19 protein-coding genes are annotated in these 19,305 nt (G+C 61.4%); 7 read left to right on the top strand and 12 right to left on the bottom strand.

Annotated elements, in window-relative coordinates:
• The first annotated feature begins 1 nt into the window (after window position 1).
• Entirely contained in the window at window positions 2-859 is an 858-nt protein-coding gene (locus AC0969_RS14175) for a dioxygenase family protein (protein WP_479624792.1), read from the top strand.
• 73 nt (window positions 860-932) lie between these two features.
• Here AC0969_RS14175 and AC0969_RS14170 read toward each other — a convergent pair whose 3' ends face one another.
• On the bottom strand, window positions 933-1,958 hold the full coding sequence (locus AC0969_RS14170) for an aldo/keto reductase (protein WP_479624791.1): 1,026 nt from the start codon (window positions 1,956-1,958) through the stop codon (window positions 933-935).
• A gap of 227 nt (window positions 1,959-2,185) precedes the next feature.
• Here AC0969_RS14170 and AC0969_RS14165 point away from each other — a divergent pair, with 227 nt between their 5' ends.
• Complete coding sequence (locus tag AC0969_RS14165; protein ID WP_479624790.1) at window positions 2,186-2,701, top strand: hypothetical protein; 516 nt, start codon at window positions 2,186-2,188, stop codon at window positions 2,699-2,701.
• Window positions 2,702-2,772: 71 nt separating this feature from the next.
• Here the strand turns inward: AC0969_RS14165 and AC0969_RS14160 are convergent, their stop codons facing one another.
• Both AC0969_RS14160 and radC read right to left on the bottom strand, forming a co-directional pair.
• Window positions 2,773-3,408 carry a Smr/MutS family protein gene (locus tag AC0969_RS14160; RefSeq protein WP_479624789.1) on the bottom strand — a complete coding sequence of 212 codons (636 nt, stop codon included), beginning with the start codon at window positions 3,406-3,408 and terminating at the stop codon, window positions 2,773-2,775.
• The gene (radC, locus tag AC0969_RS14155) at window positions 3,408-4,115 is read right to left on the bottom strand and encodes a RadC family protein (protein ID WP_479624788.1); all 708 of its coding nucleotides are present in this window, start codon (window positions 4,113-4,115) and stop codon (window positions 3,408-3,410) included. The genes AC0969_RS14160 and radC overlap by 1 nt, the downstream gene beginning before the upstream one ends.
• A 41-nt stretch (window positions 4,116-4,156) precedes the next feature.
• On the opposite strand from radC, the gene AC0969_RS14150 reads away from it, so the two are divergent.
• From AC0969_RS14150 to AC0969_RS14135, 4 genes are all read left to right on the top strand, one after another.
• Window positions 4,157-4,636 (top strand): FKBP-type peptidyl-prolyl cis-trans isomerase, encoded by a 480-nt coding sequence (locus tag AC0969_RS14150; RefSeq protein ID WP_479624787.1) that lies wholly within the window; start codon window positions 4,157-4,159, stop codon window positions 4,634-4,636.
• A 2-nt stretch (window positions 4,637-4,638) separates the two neighbouring features.
• Window positions 4,639-5,589: a 4-hydroxy-3-methylbut-2-enyl diphosphate reductase gene (gene ispH, locus AC0969_RS14145; RefSeq protein WP_479624837.1), complete on the top strand. Its 951-nt coding sequence runs from the start codon at window positions 4,639-4,641 to the stop codon at window positions 5,587-5,589.
• Window positions 5,586-6,221 (top strand): Crp/Fnr family transcriptional regulator, encoded by a 636-nt coding sequence (locus AC0969_RS14140; protein ID WP_479624786.1) that lies wholly within the window; start codon window positions 5,586-5,588, stop codon window positions 6,219-6,221. The genes ispH and AC0969_RS14140 overlap by 4 nt, the downstream gene beginning before the upstream one ends.
• 64 nt (window positions 6,222-6,285) lie before the next feature.
• A complete protein-coding gene (locus AC0969_RS14135) occupies window positions 6,286-6,471 on the top strand; it encodes a YgaP family membrane protein (RefSeq protein ID WP_479624785.1) in 186 nt (61 codons plus the stop codon).
• Between the two features lie 97 nt (window positions 6,472-6,568).
• On the opposite strand, the gene AC0969_RS14130 is transcribed toward AC0969_RS14135, so the two are convergent.
• From AC0969_RS14130 to AC0969_RS14105, 6 genes are all read right to left on the bottom strand, one after another.
• On the bottom strand, window positions 6,569-8,710 hold the full coding sequence (locus AC0969_RS14130) for an alpha-galactosidase (protein ID WP_479624784.1): 2,142 nt from the start codon (window positions 8,708-8,710) through the stop codon (window positions 6,569-6,571).
• Window positions 8,711-8,846: 136 nt separating this feature from the next.
• A complete protein-coding gene (locus AC0969_RS14125; protein WP_479624783.1) occupies window positions 8,847-9,998 on the bottom strand; it encodes an ABC transporter ATP-binding protein in 1,152 nt (383 codons plus the stop codon).
• A gap of 28 nt (window positions 9,999-10,026) precedes the next feature.
• Entirely contained in the window at window positions 10,027-11,439 is a 1,413-nt protein-coding gene (gene melA, locus AC0969_RS14120; protein ID WP_479624782.1) for an alpha-galactosidase, read from the bottom strand.
• Between the two features lie 160 nt (window positions 11,440-11,599).
• Window positions 11,600-12,901 carry an ABC transporter substrate-binding protein gene (locus AC0969_RS14115; protein ID WP_479624781.1) on the bottom strand — a complete coding sequence of 434 codons (1,302 nt, stop codon included), beginning with the start codon at window positions 12,899-12,901 and terminating at the stop codon, window positions 11,600-11,602.
• 33 nt (window positions 12,902-12,934) lie between these two features.
• Window positions 12,935-13,840 carry a carbohydrate ABC transporter permease gene (locus AC0969_RS14110; protein WP_479624780.1) on the bottom strand — a complete coding sequence of 302 codons (906 nt, stop codon included), beginning with the start codon at window positions 13,838-13,840 and terminating at the stop codon, window positions 12,935-12,937.
• Window positions 13,841-13,853: 13 nt separating this feature from the next.
• Window positions 13,854-14,774, bottom strand: a complete 921-nt coding sequence (locus AC0969_RS14105) for a carbohydrate ABC transporter permease (protein WP_479624779.1) — start codon at window positions 14,772-14,774, stop codon at window positions 13,854-13,856.
• Window positions 14,775-14,886: 112 nt separating this feature from the next.
• Here AC0969_RS14105 and AC0969_RS14100 point away from each other — a divergent pair, with 112 nt between their 5' ends.
• A complete protein-coding gene (locus AC0969_RS14100) occupies window positions 14,887-15,981 on the top strand; it encodes a LacI family DNA-binding transcriptional regulator (protein ID WP_479624778.1) in 1,095 nt (364 codons plus the stop codon).
• A 4-nt stretch (window positions 15,982-15,985) separates the two neighbouring features.
• Here the strand turns inward: AC0969_RS14100 and AC0969_RS14095 are convergent, their stop codons facing one another.
• From AC0969_RS14095 to AC0969_RS14085, 3 genes are read right to left on the bottom strand one after another with little or no spacing between them, the layout of a single operon-like run.
• Window positions 15,986-16,951: a glycosyltransferase family 2 protein gene (locus AC0969_RS14095; RefSeq protein ID WP_479624777.1), complete on the bottom strand. Its 966-nt coding sequence runs from the start codon at window positions 16,949-16,951 to the stop codon at window positions 15,986-15,988.
• A gap of 24 nt (window positions 16,952-16,975) precedes the next feature.
• Window positions 16,976-18,073 carry a GNAT family N-acetyltransferase gene (locus AC0969_RS14090; RefSeq protein ID WP_479624776.1) on the bottom strand — a complete coding sequence of 366 codons (1,098 nt, stop codon included), beginning with the start codon at window positions 18,071-18,073 and terminating at the stop codon, window positions 16,976-16,978.
• Between the two features lie 7 nt (window positions 18,074-18,080).
• Window positions 18,081-19,304: a DegT/DnrJ/EryC1/StrS family aminotransferase gene (locus AC0969_RS14085; protein ID WP_479624775.1), complete on the bottom strand. Its 1,224-nt coding sequence runs from the start codon at window positions 19,302-19,304 to the stop codon at window positions 18,081-18,083.
• Between the last annotated feature and the right edge of the window lies 1 nt (window position 19,305).

Here is a 19,305-nt window from a genome sequence, read left to right as displayed (position 1 = left end):
TTTGCCCCCCCACGGCCTGGCCCATGACCTGGAAGTTTTGGGCCGCATGGTGACTGAGCGCCGCCGCGCCCTGCGCTGGTTGGGGGTGGGCAGCATAGCCCCGCTGGGCCTGCTGGCCTGTGGCGGCGGTGGCGGGGATACCGCCAGCACCAGCACCAGCGGCACGAACACCACCACCACAACGACCGGTACCACGGTGACCAGCTGCTCCAACATCCCCAGCGAAACTGCGGGTCCCTACCCCGGCGACGGCAGCAATTCCAACACCAGCGGTGCGGTGCAAAACGCCTTGACGCTCGCGGGCATCACCCGCAGCGACATCCGCTCCAGCATCGTCAGCTCCAGCACCACGGCGGCGGGCGTAGTTTTGACGGTGACACCGCAACTGGTCAACACCAGTGCCAGCTGCGCCAGTCTGGCCGGTTATGCCATCGATCTGTGGCACTGCACCCGCGACGGTCTGTATTCCATGTATTCCACCGGCGTGACGGGCGAAAACTATCTGCGCGGCGTGCAAGTCACCGACAGCAACGGCAGCGTCACCTTCACCACCATCTTCCCCGGCTGCTACAGCGGGCGCATGCCGCACATCCACTTTGAGGTGTATGCCAGCCTGGCCGCTGCCACCACCACGCCTGCAAGCGACCAGGTACGCACCTCGCAAATCGCCTTGCCCACGGCGGTGTGCAACGCCGTCTACGCCACCACCGGCTACTCGGCCAGCATCGCCAACCTGGCCGCCACCAGCTTTACGGACGACAACGTGTTCCGCGATGGCACCTCCACCCAGTTGGCCACTGTGACCGGCAGCGTCAGCGCGGGCTATGCCGCCACGCTGGTGGTGGGCATTTCTGCTTAAAACGAGATGCTATATTTTTAATAGCTTCTAGCGCTGGTGAAATATGCGTTAGAGGTCGATTTTTTATAAATTTTTAGTTCTCTAGTTCGGTGCGTGCCCGCGTCCAGTCGCTGACCCGGCTGATCTCGGCCACATCGTCTGCGGTCAACACCAGTGGCACAGCGCCCAGCAGCCCCTGCAATTGCGCCGGGGTGTTGGCCCCCACGATGGGGGCCGTCATGCCGGGCTGGGCCAGCATCCAGGCCAGGGCCACCTGGGCGGGCTGCGCCTGGTGCCGTTCGGCGATGGCCACCAGCGTGTCGATGGTGTTGAAGTTTTGCTCGCTGAAGCGCTGGGCCGCAATCTCGCCCGCGCGCACGCTGTTGGGCAGGGGCTGGCCCCGGCGGTACTTGCCGGTCAGCAGGCCACCGCCCAGCGGGCTGTAGGGCACCACGCCCACGCCGTAGGCCCGGCACACCGGCAGCAGCTCGCGCTCGAAGTTGGCCCGGGTGGGGCTGAGCAGGCTGTACTCGGGCTGGACCGAGATGAATTTTTCAAATCCACCCTTCTCCGAGGCCCACAGCGCCTGCATCAGCCGCCAGGCGCTGAAATTAGAGCAGCCGATGTAGCGCACATAGCCTTTGCGTACCAGGTCGGTCAGGGCCGACAGGGTTTCCTCGATGGGCGTGAGCGGGTCGATGTAGTGCACCTGGTAGAGGTCGATGTGGTCCACCTGCAGGCGGCGCAGGCTGTCTTCGCAGGCTTGCAGAATCCAGCGGCGCGACAACCCGGCGCGCTGGCGGATGTGGTTGGACCCCTCGGAGAAGTCTTGCCCCATCGGCCCCCGCACCTTGGTGGCCAGCACGATGTCGTTGCGGTTGCCGCGTGCTTTCAGCCAGCGGCCCACCACCTCTTCGGACACGCCGCCGGGGTTGCCCGGCACCCAGGCGCTGTAGATGTCTGCCGTGTCGATGAAGTTGCCGCCCGCCTGCCAGTAGGTGTCCATCACCGCGAAGGCCTCGGCCTCCGCTGCCGACCAGCCAAACTGCATAGTGCCCAGCCCCAGTGGGTAAACGCGCAGGCCGCTGTGGCCTACGTTGCGGTAGATCGTGTTGCTCATGTCTCGGGTCCTTTTATGTGAAGTCAGGGGGAAGGTGCGGGCATCACGCTACCACCAATGCCCCGCAAGCGCTGGCGGTGAAACGCTATTTTTTTAATAGCTAGTAGCGCAGGCAGAATATGCGCTAGATGCCTATTTCTTATAAATGTAGTCGGCCCGGCCGTGGCGGCTGCTGCGGCACAATCTAGCCCCAGCTTGACCCACGCCCAGCTCCGCCGCCCCCCCCCTTGCGCACCGCCTTCTGGCTGTGGCTGGTAGTGGCCGTGTTCTTGCTGAAGGCGGCCACGCCCTTGCTGGCGCTGGCGGCGCAGCTGGCGCGATCTGCACGCCAGCTTGGCCATCGGGGTGGGCCTGGTGCTGGCCGTGCTGTTGGCCACCGGCCTGACCAGGGCCAAGACACGCCCAAACCCGCCAAATCGCTGCGCTCCACTGTGCTGCCCGGCAGCCTGCCGCTGGGCTGGCAAGCCGTATGGGTCGCGGTGCACACCAAGGCGCCCGGTGTCCCTGATATCGCCCTGCAAATCACCCCGCCCACCGGGGCCGATGGTGTGTGGCGCATCGAAAACTTCGACCGCAGCCAGCCCACCCTGCGCTTCACCCGCGTGCTGGACGCTTACTCGAGCCAGGTGCTGTTTGCCAGCGGCTGGGCGCTGCCGGTGTTTGGCCTGAGCCTGTTGCTGCTGTGCGGGCTGGAAGGGCTGCGGCTGTGGGTGCAGGCGGGCGATTCGGTGCGTGCAGGATAGGTTGGTTTGCTATTATTTATATAGCTGCTGGCGCAGGTTATATGTGCGCTAAAGGCCGATTTTTTATAAATTCAGCCGGGCTGTAAAAGCACTACCAGCGCGCCCGCGCCGCCGTCGATTGGCCGGGCCTGCACAAAGGCCAGCACCTCGTTCTTTTGCACCAGCCAGTTGCGCACCTTGCCCTTGAGTACCGGGGTTTTGCCCGGCGAGCTCAGGCCCTTGCCGTGCACCACGCGCAGGCAGCGGATGCCGTGCTGGTGCGCCTCGCGGATGAAGCCCGACAAGGCATCGCGGGCATCGTCGCTGCGCAGGCCGTGCAGGTCGAGCTGGCGCTGGATGGCCCATTCGCCCTTGCGCAGGCGCTGCAACACGTCGATGCCGATGCCGGGGCGGCGGTAGCTGAGGGAGTCGTCGGTTTCCAGCAAGCTGCTGGCATCGAAGCCGTCGCTGATGGCCTCTACCAGCACCGCCTGCTCGTCCAATTGCAGCTGTGTGGCGATGGGCGCGGGGGGCTGCTTTTTCAACAGCGCCTGGCGCTTGTCGGGCAGACGGTGGACCGTACCCGCCGCCATCACAAACAGGTTTTTCTGGGCCGCCAGGCGGCGCTGGGTTTCCAGCTGGACCACGCGCTCGGCGGCTTGCCGGGCGGCGGCCTCGGCGATGGACTTCTGGATCTTTTTCAGATCTTGCAGGGAGGTGATTTTCATCAGAGCAGGCCTTTTTCGGCCATGGACAGTGTTTCACCGGGGGCGATGATGATGTGGTCGAGCACGCGCACGTCGATCAGCGCCAGCGCGGCGCGCAGGGTGTGGGTGAGGGCTTCGTCGGCCAGCGAGGGCTGCACCGAACCGCTGGGGTGGTTGTGCGCCAGCACCACGTTGGCGGCTTGGTGGTGCAGGGCGCGCAGCACCACTTCGCGCGGGTACACGCTGGTTTGCGTCAGCGTGCCACGAAACAGCTCTTCCATCGCCAGCAGGCGGTGGCTGGGGTCTAAAAACAGCACCGCAAACACCTCGTGGGTTTTGCCCGCCAGGTGCAGTTGCAGGTAGTGTTTGAGGTCTTGCGGATCGGTGAAGATGGTGCGTTCTTGCAGCTTTTGCGCCATAGCCCGGCGGGCCAGCTCCAGCACGGCGATGATCTCGGCCCGCTTGGCCGGGCCCAGGCCCTTGATGCGCTTGAGGTCGTCCGCCGTGGCGTTGAGCAATCCGGCCAAACCGTTGAATCCAGCGCCCAAACCACTGCTGCCCGCCGCCTGGATGTGCAGCAGCTCATGGGCCATTTGCAACACGCCTTTGCCCGCAATCCCGGTGCGCAGCAGGATGGCCAGCAGCTCCACATCGCTCAGGGCCGCAGGTCCGCGCGCCAAAAGCTTTTCGCGCGGACGGGCATCGGGGGGTAAATCTTTAAGCGGCATGGTGGACTTTTACAATAGCGGCCAGTTTACCGAGACTCCTAATGCCCACTACCGCACCCACCACCACAGTCCCCACCGTCCAGCCCGGCTCGTTTTTGACCCTGCACTACCGCTTGGGCGGCCCCACCGGCGACATCATCAATACCTTCAACGACAAGCCCGCCACCCTGTCGCTGGGCACGGGCGAGTTGTCGCCCGCGATGGAGCAGCGCCTGCTGGGCCTGCCCGAGGGCACGCGCACTTCGTTCGACATCCCCGCCGGGGAGGCCTTTGGCGAGCGCAAGCCCGACATGCAGCAGTGGGTGGCCCGCAAGCTGTTGAACCAGCTAGGCGACCCGCTGGAGCAGTACCACGTGGGCGATGTGGTGCAGTTCCCCACGCCGGACGGCCTGGCCAGCTACGCCGGTGCGGTGCAGCAGGTGGGCAATGGCGAGAGCGCCGACGCGGTGCTGTTCGACTTCAACCACCCGCTGGCGGGCCAGCCGGTGACGTTTGAAGTGCAACTGATTGGCGTGCTGTGAGCATGCCGGAAGAAATCATCCTGGCCGAGCCACGCGGTTTTTGCGCGGGGGTCGATCGGGCGATCGAGATCGTCGAAAAGGCCTTGGCCAAGTTTGGTCGCCCCATCTACGTGCGCCACGAGATCGTGCACAACACCTACGTGGTCAATGACCTGAAATCGCGCGGTGCCATCTTTATCGAAGAGCTGGACGACGTGCCGCCCGGCGCGACCCTGGTGTTCTCGGCCCACGGCGTGAGCCAGGCGGTGCAGCAGGAGGCGCGGGCGCGGGGTTTCCAGATTTTCGATGCCACCTGCCCGCTGGTCACCAAGGTGCATGTGGAGGTGGCCAAGCTGCATAAAGAGGGTTATGAGTTCATCATGATCGGCCACAAGGGCCACCCCGAGGTGGAGGGCACGATGGGCCAGTTGGAGAGCGGTATCCACCTGGTGGAAGACGTGGCCGACGTGGCCAACGCCCAGCCGTTGCAAACCGAAAAACTGGCGGTAGTGACGCAAACCACCCTGAGCGTGGACGACGCCGCCGAGATTCTGGCCGCCGTGAAAGCCCGCTTCCCGCTGATCCGCGCGCCCAAGATGCAAGACATCTGCTACGCCACGCAAAACCGGCAAGACGCCATCAAAATCATGAGCCCGCAGGTGGACATCGTGATCGTGGTCGGCAGCCCCACCAGCTCCAACAGCAACCGCCTGCGCGAGCTGGCCGAAAAGCTGGGCACGCCAGCCTTCATGGTGGACAACGCCGAAGAGCTGCAATCCGCCTGGTTCGAAGGCAAATCCCGCGTTGGCCTGACCGCCGGTGCCTCCGCCCCCGACGTGCTGGTGCAGCAGGTGATCGACCGCATCCGCGCGCTGGGCGCAGTGTCGGTGCGCAAGATGGACGGGATTGAAGAGACGGTGAAGTTTCCGCTGCCGAAGGGCTTGCGGATGGATGGGGTGGTGCACCCCGAGTGAGCCCGCTCGCCTATTACCCCAGCTTGGCTTTTGTCAGCCCGCAGCTGGCGGAGTTGCCCGCCAGCTGCGGCCCGCACCAGGTGGGCGCAGGCAGTGTGCTGTTCAAGGCCCAGTCGCCGTGCCAGGGCTTTCCGCTGGTGCTGGAAGGCGAGGTGAAGGTTTTTCAGTCCTCCCGCGATGGCCGCAACCTGGAGCTGTACCGCGTGACGCAAGGAGAGCTGTGCCTGGTGTCTGCCGCCAGCCTGTTCCGCCAGCAGCCCATGCTGGCCACGGGGGTGGCCACCCGTGCCACAACCCTGCTGCTCGTACCCGGAGACGTGTTCCAGCGCTGGCTGGAACAGCCCGCATTTCGCGCCGATATTTTGGGTTTGTTTGCCCAGCGCATGGCCGATTTGAGCGGGCTGGTCGAGGCTGTGGCGTTTCAAAAATTAGACCAACGCTTGGCCGCAGCCTTGCTCGGCCACGGCTCTGAACTCACCACCACCCACCAGGCGCTGGCCGACCAGCTAGGCACCGTGCGCGAGATCGTCAGCCGCCTGCTGGGTCGGTTTGTGCAAGACGGTTGGGTGGAACTGGGGCGGGAGCGCATCCGCATCCTCAACAGCGCGGCGCTGCGGGATTTGGCGGGGTGACTTGTGTCACAGACACCGGACGCAGGGCGGGGTCCAATCGGTGCTCACTTCACAAGGACTCGGTATGAAACTCAATATAGGCGGCGTTGACCGCATTCTGCGTATAGCCATCGGACTGGTGCTGATTCTCTTGGCCGCTACCGGCGTGATCGGACTGTGGGGCTGGCTGGGCTTGGTGCTGGTCGCCACAGCCAGCGTGCGCTGGTGTCCGCTGTATACGCTGCTGGGGGTCCATACCGGGGGGAAGTAGGGGTGCTATCTCAATTGAGTCGCTGGCGGAGTTTTTGGGGAAAAGTTCCGCCAGCGTATGTAATGCTTGCGTTAGTAGCTATGAAAAATGTAGTGATTTAGACCCGCCGCAGCCGCACGATAAAACAAGTCTCCGCCGTGGCACGCGGCATGGGCAGCCCGGCCTGGGCTAGCCACGCGCCGTCCAGTTCTACGCCGCCGTTTTGCAGCGCGGTGAAGAACGGGGCAGGGGACTGCACCGCGCCTTCGCCTGCGATAGGTACCACTTGCTCCACCTGGTAGCGGGCGGTGGAGTCCAGCATGGGCAGGCGCAGTGGGGGCGTGTAGCGGTGGCTGGTGGGCTGGCAGCGGTAGACGAAGAGCAGCAGGTCGTCCGCGCCGCCATGTGCTTGCCAGACCAGGCCGTCGGCGGCCTCGCCCCGCCAGACGCGGCCGTGGTGGATCTGATTTCTATACTTTTTATAGCATGCTATCCAGGTAGATAGTGCGCTAGAGGTCGATTCGTCTAAATGCCGTACATCCAGCTCCACGCCCAGGTGCCCGGTCATGGCCACCGCTGCGCGGAAGGCCAGCGACTGGCTGCGGCCGGTGGTGTGGGCGGTGCTGGTGCCGATGTGCGAGCCCAAAATTTCGGGTGGAAAGAACTGGCCAAAGCCGTGCTGGATCTGCACCCGGCTCATCGCGTCGATGCAGTCGCTGGCCCACACGCGGTGGGTATAGCGCAGCACGCCAAAGTCGATGCGGCCGCCGCCGCCGGAGCAGCTTTCAATCTCCACCTCGGGGTGGGCTGCGCGCAGCCGGGCCAGCAGGGCGTACACCGCGTGTACTTGGGCGCGGTAACCTGCACCGCCCAGGCCACCGGCCAGCGCGGCGGTGGTCAGGTCGCGGTTCAAATCCCACTTCAGGTAGCGGATGGGGTGGGCGGCCAGCAGCGTGTCGATCTTGCCAAACAGGTAGTCGGCGGCCTCGGGGCGGGAGATGTCCAGCACCAGCTGGTTGCGGGCGGTGATGAGCGGGCGACCGGCGATTTGCAGCGCCCAGTCGGGGTGGGTGCGGAAGAGGTCGCTGTCGGGATTGAGCATTTCGGGTTCGACCCACAGGCCGAACTCCATGCCCAGCGCGTTGACGTGCGCAACCAGTGGGCCCAAACCTTGTGGAAACTTGTCGGCATCGGGCCACCAGTCGCCCAGACCCGCGCGGTCGTGGTGGCGGCTTTTGAACCAGCCGTCGTCCAGCACAAAGCGCTCCACGCCTACTTTGGCGGCGGCATCGGCCAGGGCCATCACGTCGGCAGGGACTAGGTCGAAGTAAAACGCTTCCCAGGTGTTGAGGTGTACCGGGCGTGGGCGCATGCTGCCGCCGGGCCAGGCCATGCGGGCGCGCAGGGCGGCGTGGAAGTTGGCGGCCAGGCCGTTCAGGCCCTCGGTGGAGCAGGTGGCGATAATTTCGGGCGTGTGCAGGCTGGCTCCGGGGGGCAGGCGGCCTTCGCCGGGGGCCAGCCATTCGCCCATTTGCCACTGGTACTGGCCGTCGTGCAGCCACTCTATGGTTTGCTGGTGGTTGCCCGACCAGGCCAGGTGCGCGCCGAAGACCAGGCCGCTGTGCTCGGTGCTGCCGGGGGTGGTGACCACCGCGCCGGGAAAGCAGTCGTGCGAGGTGCGGCCCCGGCGGTTCTCGCGCCGCCACTGGCTGCGGGTCAGCGTATCGGTTTGCAGCAGGAATTCATGGTTGTGCTGGCCCGCGTATGAGCGCACCGTGGCGGCATCACCTGGCAAGGGCAGGTTGCCTGCGGCCAGCCATTGCACGTCGAGGGTGGCATCGCCCAGGTTGGTCAGCGTGGTGTGCAGGGTGAGCACGTCGGTATCTTTGTGGAGCGCAATCGACACGTCAAAGCGCAGCTGCGCCACGGTATCCAGCAGGTGCAGCACCAGGGCGCTGCCGGGTGTGGTCCATTCCACCGTGCATTGGGTGATAGCTTGGGCAAAGTCCCGCCCTGAGCGGTGCGCCAGCAGCGCGCTCTGGCCGAACCAGCCTACGCCGAAGGTGGGCAATACCGTCAGCGGCTGGTCGAAATCGAGCATGAACGAGGGCAGGGGGCGGGTGTCGCGCAGCGGCTGGCCGGGCGTGCTGGCATCGGGCAGGCGCGGGCCCCAGTAGCGCCACAGGGGGGCTTCGTTAGCGGGGCATTCGAGGACCAGGGTGCTGTGGCGGCTGTGGAGGGTTAGGAATTCGGGGGGCATGGTGGGTAGAAATATGGAGTGGTTTGGTGGCTGCTTGCCCCCACCCCGGCCCTCCCCCGGAGGGGTAGGGAGGGCATGCGGGGCCCGGCCTTGCTCCCTCCCCCTCCGGGGGAGGGTTGGGGTGGGGGCCGGATGTTCAGGCGGCGTGCGGAATCAGCATATCGGCAATCGGAATACGCCGTTCCAGCGCATGGCCTTTGTCGTCAAACACGTGCATCGACGCAGCGGGCAGCGATACCGCCACGCGCTGGCCGGGGTTGGCGTGGAACTGGCCGGGGGCTTTGACCACCAGGGGCTGGTTGGCCACACCGCTGTCTAAAAACAGGTAGGTGGATTCGCCCAGGCGCTCTTGCCAGTGCACATCGCGCACGATGCTTTGGGTGGCGGTGCCCAGCAGGGTGTGCTCGGGGCGGATGCCCACGGTGACGGGCTGGCCGATTTGCAGGCGGCTGGCATCGACCATCGCCTCCACTACCTCGCCACCGGTCAGTTGCACACCGGCCATGTCGCCACGGCCTTCGACTAAGCGGCCTTCCAGAAAATTCATTTTTGGCGAGCCGATGAAGCCCGCCACAAACAGGTTGCGCGGCCGGTGGTACAGCTCTAGCGGCGTGCCGCACTGGGCCACGCTGCCCTCGGTGAGGACAGCAGGCCCGGCGTTGAGCAGCAAGATGCGGTCGGCCAGGGTCATGGCTTCGACCTGGTCGTGGGTCACGTAGATGGTGCTGGCCTTGCCGAAGTCGCGGTGGATTTTGGCGATCTCAAAGCGGGTTTGCACCCGCAGCGATGCATCCAGGTTGGACAGCGGTTCGTCAAACAAAAACACGCCCGGCTCGCGCACGATGGCGCGGCCAATCGCCACCCGCTGGCGCTGGCCGCCCGACAGGGCTTTGGGCTTGCGGTCGAGCAAATGTTCCAGCTGTAGCACCTGGGCGGCGGCTGTCACTTTGCGGCGTATCTCGGCTTTGTCTACCTTGTTCAGCGTCATGCCGAAGGCCAGGTTTTCATACACGCTGAGGTGCGGAAACAGCGCGTAGCTTTGGAATACCATCGCCACGCCGCGTTTGGCGGGCTGGGTGTCGTTCATGCGCTGGCCGTCGATCAGCAGGTCGCCGCTGGTGATGTCTTCCAGACCGGCCACCATGCGCAGCAGCGTGGACTTGCCGCAGCCCGACGGCCCGACGAAGACGCAGAACTCGCCTTGCTGGATGTGCAGATTCACGTTGCGGATCACCGCCACGTCGTTCATGTAGGTCTTGTTGACGGCGCGGAGTTCAATGCTGGCCATGGTGGTTTTCTTTCTATTAACGTGAAAGTTAGGCTTGCAAATAGTCGGGCAGAAAGGCGCGGTGCGCCACCAGCAGCTCATCGACCATGGCGCGGATTTGCGACAGGTCGAGCACGGCGGCGGTGTGCGGGTCGAGCATGGCGGCGTGGTAGACGTGTTCGCGCTTTTGCTCGGTAATGGCGGCCACCACCAGCTCCTGCACGTTGACGTTGGTGCGCATCAGCGCGGCCAGCTGGATGGGCAGCTTGCCCACGCGGGTGGGCTGCACGCCGTTGGCATCTACCAGGCAGGGCACTTCGACGGCGCAGCCTTGGGGCAGGTTGTCGATCAGGTGGTGGTTCAGCACATTGCCATACACCACGCGCGGCGTGCCGCTGACCATCGAGTGGATGATCTGCCCGCCGTATTCGACCGAGCGGTTGACGGCGTTCAGGCCCTCCAGCAGCCGGGCGGCTTCGGTGATGTTGCGCGGCATCACATGGATGTTGGCGGCCACCAGTTCGGCGGTCAGGGCTTGCACGTCTTGCGTGCCGGGGGCCAGTAGTTCGCGCTCGATGTAGGGCCAGGCGTGCTCGAAAATCTGGCAACGACCGGGGTATTCGTCAAGCGGGATGTTGTATTGGGCCAGCAAATCTTCGCGGCCCTTTTTGATGAACCACGGCACGTATTCGGCAAAGTGCTCGCTGGACTCGGTGGGGAAGTGGCCCAGCTGGTGCAGCATCTCATAGCGCACGCGGTTCCAGTCGGGGGCCTGGCTATCGGCATACATCTGGCGCAGGCGCGGGTACAAGTCGACGCCCTTGTGCTCAAACTTTGTGTAGAACGACATGTGGTTGATGCCCGCGCAGGTGTAGTCGATTTCTTCTGCCGGAATTCCCAAGTCGTGCGCCAGCTCGTGCGCCGTGTGCTGCACGCTGTGGCACAGGCCGACGGTGGGTATGCGCTTGCTGGCCTGGTTCAGCGCCCAGGTGATCATGGCCATGGGGTTGACGTAGTTCAGGTGGATAGCACCGGGGGCGCACACGTCTTCCATGTCCTTCAACATGGCCAGTTGCACGGGGATGGTGCGCAGGCCGCGCATGATGCCGCCAATGCCCAGCGTGTCGCCAATGGTCTGCTCCAGGCCAAATTTTTTGGGAATCTCGAAGTCGGTCACGGTGGCGGGCTTGTAGCCGCCGACCTGGATGGTGCTGATGACGAACTGCGCACCAATGAGTGCGCGGCGGCGGTCGGTGCTGGCGGTAATGAGGGGCTTTACGCCCAAGGCTGCCGCCCGCCGCTGCGCCACCATTTCGGCCAGCTCCAAGCGGTGCGCGTCAATGTCGTGCAACGCCACTTCGCAATCGGCCAGCTCGGGATAAGAAAAAATATCGCCCAGCAGGTTGCGGGTGAAAACAATGCTGCCAGCCCCGATGAGGGTGATCTTGATGCGGCGTGTCATGGCTAGTCTTTCAGTAGTTTGACAAATTCGGAAAGGGGGCGGACATCCGGCCCCCACCCCGGCCCTCCCCCGAAGGGGAGGGAGAAATTCGGCCCCTGTCTTACCCCCTCCCCCGCCGGGGGAGGGTTGGGGTGGGGGCGGGCGGTCGTCAGCGGTGTGCTTATTTCAGCGCGTTCACTTGGGTGTTGGCGGCCTTCAGTGCACTGGCCGCGTCCGACTTACCCGCCAGCACGGCTTCCAGGGCCGCCTTCATGATTTCGTCGATTTCCGAGCCGTGGTCGGCAATCGGGGTCAGGAAGGTTTTTGCTTTGGCCATGGTGAGGAAGGCGCTGGAATCCACGCCCTTGGTTTTTTGCACTTCGACCGCGCGTTCGGCCTGGCCCTTGATGGCCGGGAACACCACGCCGGTGTTGGCCACCACGCTCTGGCAGTCGGCCGAGCCCAGGTACTTGACCCACTTCCAGGCATCGGCCTTGACCTTGGAGCCCGCCCAGATGGAATCGGCCAGGCCGTTGAACATGGTGGCGCGGGTGCCGGTGGGGCCAGTGGGCAACGGAATCCAGGCGTTTTCAAACTTGGCGTTGTCTTTGAAGTAGGTAATCATCCACGAGCCCTGGGGCACGATGGCGACCTTCTTGCCGACGAACATGGCGTCGGAGCCCAGCGTCTTGGCGTTCTCGAACACCGCCGACAGGCCCTTGGCGGGCAGGCCCGCGATGTAGGTGATGCTCTCGGCCAGCTTGGGGTCGTCGTAGTAGAACTTGGCATCCCAAGGTTTGTCCTGGAACTTGAAACCGTTGGACACGGCAAAGTGGCTCCACTCGGTCTGGCCGCGCATGCCGGGTGCTCCGGCGGGTGTCTGGTAACCGTAGACGCTGACCTTCTTTTTGTCGAAGTTGGGGCTGCTTGCGTTGTTGCCCGCTGCGTCTACTGTCAGTTTGCGCAATACCTGCTCGAAGCTACCGCCGTCCTTGGGGTTCCAGGTCATGGCTTGCAGGTCGGCCAGCGTCACACCGGCTTTCTTGGCCATTTCCATGTTCACCACCATGCCAATGGTGTCCCAGTCTTTGGGCAGGCCGTACTGCTTGCCGTCGCGGCCCCACACGTCGTACAGGCCGGTGGTGTAGCTGGCGGGGTCGACCTTGTCGCGCTGGATCAGCGGGGTCAGATCGACGAGCTGGTCGTTTTTGGCAAATTCAGGGTACTTGGACAGGTGGTTGGTGAACACGTCGGGCGCGGTACCCGAGACGAAGCCGGTGGAGATGGCGGTCCAGTAGTCGTTCCAGCCGGACTGGCTGATCTTGATGGTGGTGCCGGGGTTCTTCTTCTCGAAGTCGGCAGCGCACTGCTTGTAGGCGGGCATCTGGTTGGCATCCCAGAGCATGTATTTGACTTCGACGGCGTGGGCGCTGCCGATGCAGGCCAGGGCGGCCGCTGCGAGTGTGCTGAGTTTGAGGGTCATGCTTGTCTCCGTTATGGTGGGTTGTGGGAACACTTACTTGCCGCCAGAAAACTGGACGGATTCCACTACTCGGCGGCCTAGGACGACGAGCAGCAAAATGGTGGGCATCACGGTGATGGCAGTGGCGGCCATCAGGCCGGTCCAGTCGGGCTGGCCCTGGGCGGTTTGCGACTTGAAGCTTTGCAGGGCCACCGGCAGCACCTGCTGCGCTTCGTCTTTGGCCACCAGGTAGGGCCAGAAAAATTCGTTCCACATATTGATGCCGGTCAGCATGGCAATGGTGGCCAGCGGGGTGATGCTTAGCGGCAGCACCACGTGGGTGAAGATGTAGGTGTACGAGGCCCCGTCTAGCAGCGCGGCCTCTTCCAGATCGCGTGGGATCGACAAGAAGAACTGCCGCAAGAAGAACACCGAGAACCCTTGCATCAGGCAAAACGGCGCCACCATGCCCACCATGGTGTTGAGCAGGCCCAGGTCTTTGATGAGGATGAAGTTGGGGATGAACGTGACCACACCGGGCACCATCATCGAGCCCACAAACAACCCAAACAGTACGTTGCGACCCGGAAAGCGCAGGCGGGCAAACGCATAGGCCGCCATGGCCGCAAAGCTCACCTGGGTGACCACGATGGTGCTGGTGAACAGCAGCGAATTGCCCAGCGAGCGCAGAAAGTTGATCTCGGCCCCCGAGCCGCCCAGGGCGCGGCTTTCATCGGCGGTCATGAAGCCCAGCACGCGTTGGAAGTTGGCCAGCGTGGGGTCGGAGGGCAGGATCTGCGCCGACTCGGTGTACACATCGGCGCTGTGCATGAGCGCGGTTTTCAGCACCATCCACAGCGGGGCCAGGGTGACGACGAGCATGATGCCCAGTGCGGCCCAGGCGGCGATGCGGCCAGGCGAAAACAGGCGGTAAGAGGTGTTGTTGGCAGGGGCGGTCATGGTGCGTTCCAGGTCAGGCTAAGTCGTTTTCGGAGGCTTTCATCACCCGCATCTGGAGCACGGTGTAGAGCATCATCACTACGCACAGCGTCATCGACATGGCCGAGGCGTAGCCCATCTTGTAGAAGCTGAAGGCGTTTTGCACGATGTAGTAGACGATCACCCGGGTGCTGTCCTGTGGGCCGCCATTGGTGGTCACGGCGATGGTGTCGAAGATCTGGAATGAGCCCGTCACGCTGGTCACCAGCACAAATACCATCACCGGGCGCAGCAGCGGCAGGGTGATGCGCCAGAACATCTGCCACTCGGTCGCACCCTCCAGCGCGGCGGCCTCGTACAGGTTGCGCGGTATGTTTTGCAGCCCGGCCAGAAACAGCATCGCCACCAGTCCCATGTGCCGCCAGATGTTGACCGCCGCCACCGTCAGCAGCGCCTGGTCTGCGCCGCCAAAGAAGGGCTGGCGCTCAAAGCCGATGCCGTCGATCAGGCTGTTGACCAGGCCCAGCAGCGGGTCCAGCATCCACAGCCACATCATGGCCACCAGCACGTTGGACAGCAGGTAGGGCAGCAGCACGATGGATTTGACGAACAGCGACTTGGTCAGCCGGTCCATCGCCACCGCCAAAAACAGGCCCAGCACGATTTGCAGCGGAATATTCAGCACCACGTAGTAGGCCGACAGCTTCATGCCCTGCCAGAACTTGCCGTCTTGCAGCATGGCGGTGTAGTTGGCTAGGCCCACAAACTTCGGCGCGCGCAGCAGGTTCCAGTCGGTAAAGCTGATCTCGATGGCGCGCAGCGTGGGCAGGGCGTAGAACAGCACAAAGCCGATAAAGGCGGGCAGCACCAACGCCCAGGCGGTCAGGGTTTCAGCCCGCCGGGTAGGGCTTAGCGCATGCGGTGGATGCGGGGATTGCAAAGAGGGGGTGGCCAACGGATCTCCTTTTTATTGCTAACGCGAGTTAGTGATTGGAATGGTAAATTAGGTAACGCGAGTTAGTACTAGGGAAAACGCGCAATGTAGGTATCGACTACGATCCCCATCCATGTCCGCATCTTTAAAGTCCCCCCCCACCAGTAGCGCCGTTGCGCGCCGTGCTGGTGTGTCGCGCACCACCGTGTCCTTTGTGCTGAACAACGTGCGCGACCAAGGCATTAGCGAGGCCACGCGTGAAAAGGTGCTGGCCGCTGCCCGCGAGATCGGCTACGAGCCGAATGCCGCTGCGCGCACGCTGGCGGGCGGTGCCACCGGTACCGTAGCGCTGGTGATTCCGAAGGCCGCGCACCTGTACGTGGACGTGTTTCTGGTGCAATTGGTGGCCAGCATCAACGAGGAGTGCCACCGCCACGGCCTGAAGATGCTGATCGAGTCCAGCGACGATGAGGGTCGCGCCCCCGGTGCTTTTGTGGACCTGGTGCGCAGTCGCCGCATCGACGGGCTGATCGTGGTTAATCCCAGCCTGGCCGGGCGGCAGTACCTGGCCAGCATTGCCGATGCGGGCATCCCCATGGTGGTGTTTGGCACCGGCATGCCCGACGTAGGCCGCTACCACACCACCGGCAACGACACCTCTGTGGCCGCCAAGATGGCCGTTAACCACCTGATTGGACTAGGCCATACCCAGATCGCTTTCGTCAACTTCGCTCAACCCGAGTACCTGGCGGTGAACGAGCGCGAACGTGGCTGGCGCGAGGCGATGGCCGAAAACGCCTTGCCCATCGACCCCGCTTGGTGTGCCTATGCCGACATCAGCGCCGCCAGCGGCTACCGTGCTACTCAGGAGCTATTGGCCCGCAAGGTACCGTTTACCGCCCTGTTTGCAGGCAACGACACCATTGCCTTTGGCGCCCTCCGCGCGTTGAAAGAAGCCGGTCTGCGCGTGCCCGAAGATATTGCCCTGGTGGGTTATGACGACATTCCGATGGCCGAATTTGCATCTCCACCCTTGACCACCGTGCGCTCCGACACCATCGCCCTGGGCCGCGAGGCAATGGATATGTTGTTGGCCCTGTTGCGTGGCGAGCCCCCCCCGGAAGCCACTTACCCGGAGAAACCGATCCAGTTGGTGGTGCGCGCATCGTGCGGTGCGCATGTAGTGGCTAAAAATTTGCAAACCACTGATAGATTCAGTGGAGCCTGAGAATTTATTGTTTTATTCCGAATATCTTCTTTGCCAGTACGGCTGGAATCATTATGAAATTTAACGGATCAAGTCGCATGTGCTTTTTCAATAAATGCAAAGGTAAATTTTCCCGGTTCGAAATTCTGTGAAGTAGATCTTGGATAAAAGTCGTACGCAGGCTTTTGATGGAGTCTTGGATGTGCGATTTTTGCAGTGCTGATAATTTAAATAATTGGCCTGTGAGCTTTTTGTATTTAATTTCATTGTGGGTTCTCAGCATGTGCTGCTCGCTTCCCCAGACGGTGCCCGCAAAAATATTTACACCTCGGCCATAAACCACCTCACAGTAGCTGGAAAATGCCGTCTTGGCTTGGTTGTTTGCGATATCCATCCAAAATAAATAATCTTCACCGGCATTGGTGAATTCAATTTTGAAACGTTTTTCTGAAAACTTTTGAAAATCGTAAACTACTGTTGATGTACCAATGATGTTGCCCCGGATTATTTGGTCGAGTAGGTCGCCTTGGTAGGCATGCAGACCTGCATGGGGCAAGGGTAATAAAGGATGCTGGTCGGGTTGAATGCGGCCCGCGCGCGCAAAGGCATTAGTTTGGGCGCCCAGTTGGCGGTGGTCTGAAAAATAAAACGTATATCCAGCCCCCAGGCTTTCCGTGGCACGGACTAAATGCTCTGGAGACCATTCATCGTCTGAATCTAAAAAGGCGATATAGCGTGTACCTGCGGGTGCATGGTTGAGCCCGGTGTTGCGCGCCGCACCCGGGCCCCCATTGGCTTGGTGGATAATTTCAACATGGCAAGGCAGCGTGCCAGCCGCTGCCAATTCAGATTCGGCAGAGATGGGGGATGCATCGTCTACCACAATGACATACATAGGCATTGCGGTGGGCTGTTGGGCCGCAATGCTGCGCAAGGCACGGGCCAGAATCCCGGTTTCTTTTTGAAAATAAGGAATGATGATCGTGATCATGGCAGCGTATTTCCGTTCTGGATATTAAGTATTTACGTCAGATTTCTCAGCCGCTTGCACGTCGATGACTGGGTCCATTTTTTTCTGCCTGCGCTCTGCGAGACGTTTGATCCATGACCAGCGGTAGCCTGTAAATTGGTACAGCGTGCGCTTGTTTTCTGTCCAGCGGGTATGCCATTCCATCATTCGACCATAGTATTCAATTCGCTTTATATTGCCTTGGTTAAATACTGTTACCACTACATCTTGGCTGAGCAAGAATGCCGGAGAATAGGCCTGAATGCTTTCGTCGTAGGTGGTTTTTAATATAACCAATATGCCCTGGCGTTGAATGCACAGGTTGAGGGCTACTGTTTTCCCATTGAAAAAATACTCGTACACCACCGCTTCGCCTTGTTGCGCAGCTGTTTGGAGTAATTGGATGTAGAACTGCCCCTGTGGATTATCGGGGTGGATCGCTGTACCCTCAGTGGCTTTCCATCCAGAGCTTTCAAGTACGCCATAACGGGCAATAGCCCCCGCCATATCTTCTGGCGAAGTCAATGCCTGCATTTGAAGTTGAATTCCTTCGGTTGCCAGTTTATTGCGTTGTTTTCGCATATTTTGGCGGAGATTCTTACCACGGGCAGCCCAATAATCTTCAAATGTGCCAGCAATATCAATCCAGCCCGTATCGATGTAGTCAATATTTTTTGTATCGGTTTGGTCTAGTTCACGGGGCGCCAGCAAAGGATCTACCTGCGTCATGGAGAATGCGAGGCATAAACCCAGAGGTCCTCTGAGGAGGCTGCGTGCAATATCGGTGGGTGTCTGGGTTAATGCGGCAACCCATGTCCCTAATGGTAATTGAGAGGGTTGAAACGTGCGCCATTGGAATGCGCCACTTGAAACGACCAGTAGCATGGCTACGATGGTGTTGTCCTGCCTTGCAACCAGTAGTTTTTCTGTGCCTGCACCAAAAACGCGCAACGCCGCGCAAACCGCATGGGCCGTCATAAATGGCAGGTTTTCCCGCTCGGCATTGAGCCTATCCCATTCAAGCACCAGTGCAGGTGTTTTTTGAAGGCTGTCGGCAGGCAGATTTTGCCAGTGGAGTGTATGGGGTGGCATGGCTTTTGTCATAGAGGCGTTATTCATTCATGGCATGGATTTTTGCCTGTTGTGTCTGCAATAAATTCAATACCACTTGTGCTGTGTAATCAATGTCGGCAGCGCTGAGATCTTGGTGGCATAAAAGCTGAAGCACGTGGTGGCTCCATAAGGGGCCATTGTCTTCCGGCAAAACCGGTGTATTGGGCCAGATGCGGTCCCATCGGAATATGGGCAGTTTCAATGCGCGAACTGCCTGGTAAATGGCATCGGGCTCATCCACCCATAATGGAAATACATACGGTGCAGTTGAATCTGCGATGTCGGGTGTGATGGGAAATAAAGGCCTGGCTCCCATTACCTGTGCAAAATATGCCGCATAGCGGGAAAAATTTTTCTGGCGTTGCGTGATGATGTATCCACGCGGTAAAGAATTTTTTAAAGCGATGGCCGCCCACAGCGGAGCGAGGCCTATGCGGGCCATATCGCAATCGCGCACCATGCTGGAGACATCGGGGGGCGCTACGGTTGTTTCACCTGTTGCTGAAGGAGGTGTTCGAAGATTTTTTAATTTAAAAATCCATGCCAGAACGGTTCTTAAGCCTGCGAGCCGATGGTATTGCGAAGCCAGTTCCACGACATCGATCCATCCCTTGACCTGTGCTTTGATGGAGGCTTTTTTTAGACTCAGTGGAGTAATGGGTCGGTATGCAGACGCTAATAAACCGGCCTCTGGAACGGGAAAAAATTTAGATACGCTGGCCGTTGCAAAATCTCCCCAAGCACCCACTGGCCTTTCTCCTGCATCACCAAAGTAGCAGTGGGCACAGTCTTCAATCAGGGCAATACCGCGCGCATCACACCATTGGCGAACTTCTCTCAGTGATTTGGCCAGTCCAAAATAATGTGGAACCAGCATGGCACGGCATTTTTGTGCGGTCGTATTTTCTATGGCTTCGAGATGGGGTAATCCATCGGAGCGCAATCCAAAGTAAGCAACTTCCAGATTTGCCAGCAATACCGGGGCGACCATCGTCGGGCAGTGGTATGTCGGCACCAGCACCGTGCTGTGGGCCGGAAGATTTAACTGGCGCAGGGCTTGGTAAATGGCGGCTCGGCCACTGGTTGTTAGCGCGATATTCGGTAGATTTTCAATGCTATGGACATTGGGAACATCAATGCATGTAAAACTCGACCAATCCAGCACGGGGCCGCGTGGCAGGGCGGGGCGTGAAGAGCCGAGTTCGTGCGCGTTAATTTGCAAA

This window comes from Rhodoferax sp. LB1P47 (genome assembly GCF_056521445.1).
Note: the sequence above shows the minus strand (reverse complement) of the source record. Positions and strands in the feature narration are given on the sequence as shown.

What these genes read in the sequence shown, in the direction of transcription:
- AC0969_RS14130 (WP_479624784.1), bottom strand. Translation starts at nt 8,710, where the DNA reads ATGCCCCCCGAATTCCTAACCCTCCACAGCCGCCACAGCACCCTGGTC.
- AC0969_RS14125 (WP_479624783.1), bottom strand. Translation starts at nt 9,998, where the DNA reads ATGGCCAGCATTGAACTCCGCGCCGTCAACAAGACCTACATGAACGAC.
- AC0969_RS14095 (WP_479624777.1), bottom strand. Translation starts at nt 16,951, where the DNA reads ATGATCACGATCATCATTCCTTATTTTCAAAAAGAAACCGGGATTCTG.
- AC0969_RS14115 (WP_479624781.1), bottom strand. Translation starts at nt 12,901, where the DNA reads ATGACCCTCAAACTCAGCACACTCGCAGCGGCCGCCCTGGCCTGCATC.
- ispH (WP_479624837.1), top strand. Translation starts at nt 4,639, where the DNA reads ATGCCGGAAGAAATCATCCTGGCCGAGCCACGCGGTTTTTGCGCGGGG.
- radC (WP_479624788.1), bottom strand. Translation starts at nt 4,115, where the DNA reads ATGCCGCTTAAAGATTTACCCCCCGATGCCCGTCCGCGCGAAAAGCTT.
- AC0969_RS14170 (WP_479624791.1), bottom strand. Translation starts at nt 1,958, where the DNA reads ATGAGCAACACGATCTACCGCAACGTAGGCCACAGCGGCCTGCGCGTT.
- melA (WP_479624782.1), bottom strand. Translation starts at nt 11,439, where the DNA reads ATGACACGCCGCATCAAGATCACCCTCATCGGGGCTGGCAGCATTGTT.
- AC0969_RS14160 (WP_479624789.1), bottom strand. Translation starts at nt 3,408, where the DNA reads ATGAAAATCACCTCCCTGCAAGATCTGAAAAAGATCCAGAAGTCCATC.
- AC0969_RS14110 (WP_479624780.1), bottom strand. Translation starts at nt 13,840, where the DNA reads ATGACCGCCCCTGCCAACAACACCTCTTACCGCCTGTTTTCGCCTGGC.
- AC0969_RS14150 (WP_479624787.1), top strand. Translation starts at nt 4,157, where the DNA reads ATGCCCACTACCGCACCCACCACCACAGTCCCCACCGTCCAGCCCGGC.
- AC0969_RS14100 (WP_479624778.1), top strand. Translation starts at nt 14,887, where the DNA reads ATGTCCGCATCTTTAAAGTCCCCCCCCACCAGTAGCGCCGTTGCGCGC.
- AC0969_RS14090 (WP_479624776.1), bottom strand. Translation starts at nt 18,073, where the DNA reads ATGACAAAAGCCATGCCACCCCATACACTCCACTGGCAAAATCTGCCT.
- AC0969_RS14135 (WP_479624785.1), top strand. Translation starts at nt 6,286, where the DNA reads ATGAAACTCAATATAGGCGGCGTTGACCGCATTCTGCGTATAGCCATC.